General features: G+C 31.3%; 2 protein-coding genes. Both read left to right on the plus strand.

All coding sequences use genetic code 11. The features are described 5' to 3' along the window. Positions 1 to 402: 402 nt before the first annotated feature. A complete protein-coding gene (locus tag BMY96_RS15810) occupies positions 403 to 1,143 on the plus strand; it encodes a YqjF family protein (RefSeq protein ID WP_092853961.1) in 741 nt (246 codons plus the stop codon). Positions 1,144 to 1,290: 147 nt separating this feature from the next. Beyond that, entirely contained in the window at positions 1,291 to 1,884 is a 594-nt protein-coding gene (locus BMY96_RS15815) for a hypothetical protein (RefSeq protein WP_092853963.1), read from the plus strand. The last annotated feature ends 226 nt before the right edge of the window (positions 1,885 to 2,110 follow it).

Raw genomic sequence — 2,110 nt, forward strand, 5'->3', positions numbered from 1 at the left:
CGCACTCAAACTACGCACTATTCTTATACCAACCGTTAGGTGTCAGTAAAAAAAATTCAAATCTAACTCCAATCAATGAAAAAAAACTAACGGCGGAACTCAAAAAAAAAAAAAAATACAACAAACGGATGACATAAAAAACAGCTGACCAGCGCCCGACTCAATAAAAAAAGAACCAATCTTTGCGCGTAAAAAGAGAAGCCACGGTTGCGAATAAAAAAGAGCAAGAATTCTGTTACAAATACAAAACCGCCACCTAACATTGTATAAAAATAATGCGTATTTTAGTACGAAATTTATAAGCCTGTGCTTGTTTGCTTGCTTCTGATTTTCCTTCGGAAAATCGCCGCACACAAACTCCGCACTATCATTATACGAGACCGTTGTAGCCAATTTGAGAAAATGACAATCCGAGAGATATTAAACACCACAAAACATAGACCTTGGAAAATTCCGACTGATAATTGGAAATTTTACCAAGAGTGGAATAATGCAATATTTCTTCATTATCAAGTCGAATTGACTGAATTGAAAAAATTCGTTCCACAAGAATTGGAAATCGACCTTTTTGAGGAAAAACCTTGGATTTCTGTTGTTGCGTTTACAATGGAAAAAATAAGACCAAAAAACTTGCCTTCCTTCTCGCCAATATCAGATTTTGATGAAATAAATATTCGGACTTATGTTAAGTCAAAAAATAAAACCGGTGTTTACTTCTTGAGCATTGAAGGAGGAAAAAGCTTGTCTTGTAAAGTCGCAAAAGGCATTTCTGAACTTCCTTATAGATTTTCAAATATTGAACGGACTGACATAAAATATCAATCCCAAAACTCTGAATTTAAAGACAAATTAAATATTGAGTTTAAAATTGGAAACGAACTGACCGAGAAAATGGAATTAGACAAATGGTTAACAGAAAGATATGCTCTTTTTCAAGACACAGACGATTCGATAAACGAATTTGAAATCCATCATTTGGAATGGTCGATTAACGAAATTGACATACAAAAATTGGAATTGAATTATCAGAGATTTGAAAAATTAATAAACGAACGACCAAGCAAAACTCATTATTCGAAAGGAGTAAAAGTTTTGGCTTGGGGAAAAATTAAAAACAAAAAAACTGGCTACAACAATGTATAACCGCAATTACGGCGGATTCGACTACGTCCGAATCCACTCGGAATTGCTAAAGTCAGTGCTAAACCAAAAATTAACGCATATAAACCCGTAACTGACTGTTATACGAGACCGTTGGCTGTAATTAAAAACCGAAATCAGAATTAACATATGAAATTAAAACAAAAATTATTTACAATTCTATTTCTGACAATCTCAACAATAGGAATTGCTCAAGATTATAAAAATGAACTAAAGAAGGAATTTAACGATTATTTGAGCACAATTGTAAATATGGAGTTTGAAAAATCTATGGAATATATTGTTCCTGAATTTTTTGAAATTATCCCTAAATCACAAATGATAAAAGTTATGAAACAGGCTTTTAATAATCCAGGTGTAGAAATTGAAATTACAAACCCCAAAATTATAGGAATTAAAGATAAAGAGGAAATTGAAAGCAAATATTATTCACTTCTCACATACTCAAATCAAATGAATATGAAAATTGACGGAGAATCTGAAGAAACTAAAGACGAGAAAACTACAAGAATAAATTTGACAAAATTATCATTAGAAAGTACTTTTGGCTCTGAAAATGTTGAATACAATGAGAAAACGGAGTTTTTTAAAATATATTCTGAAAAAAAAGTATATGGCATTTCTAAAAATGGAAAATCTAATTGGAAATTTTTAGTACTTGAAAAAGGTTCGAAAATTATTTTAGATAAATTATTACCCAAAGAACTTGCTGAAAAAATATAAAAACTACAGCCAACATCGTATAAACTTTATTGCTGGTTTTAGCTCACTTGGGAAATTCCTTCGGAATTTCGCCGTTCGTGTTTTATTTATTAAATTCACTGCTTAAACAACGTAACAAAGCTTATACAACAACGTTACCCAACATTATGAAAAAACTAACCAAATGACCAAAACTGACCTATTTCGAGTAATAATTAAAATTTTCGGAATTTACTGCTTCATTGAT

It is taken from the genome of Algibacter pectinivorans (assembly GCF_900112595.1).
Taxonomy (GTDB): domain Bacteria; phylum Bacteroidota; class Bacteroidia; order Flavobacteriales; family Flavobacteriaceae; genus Algibacter_B; species Algibacter_B pectinivorans.

Coding starts and splice junctions, on each gene's coding strand:
- BMY96_RS15810 (WP_092853961.1), top strand. CDS start 403: ATGACAATCCGAGAGATATTAAACACCACAAAACATAGACCTTGGAAA.
- BMY96_RS15815 (WP_092853963.1), top strand. CDS start 1,291: ATGAAATTAAAACAAAAATTATTTACAATTCTATTTCTGACAATCTCA.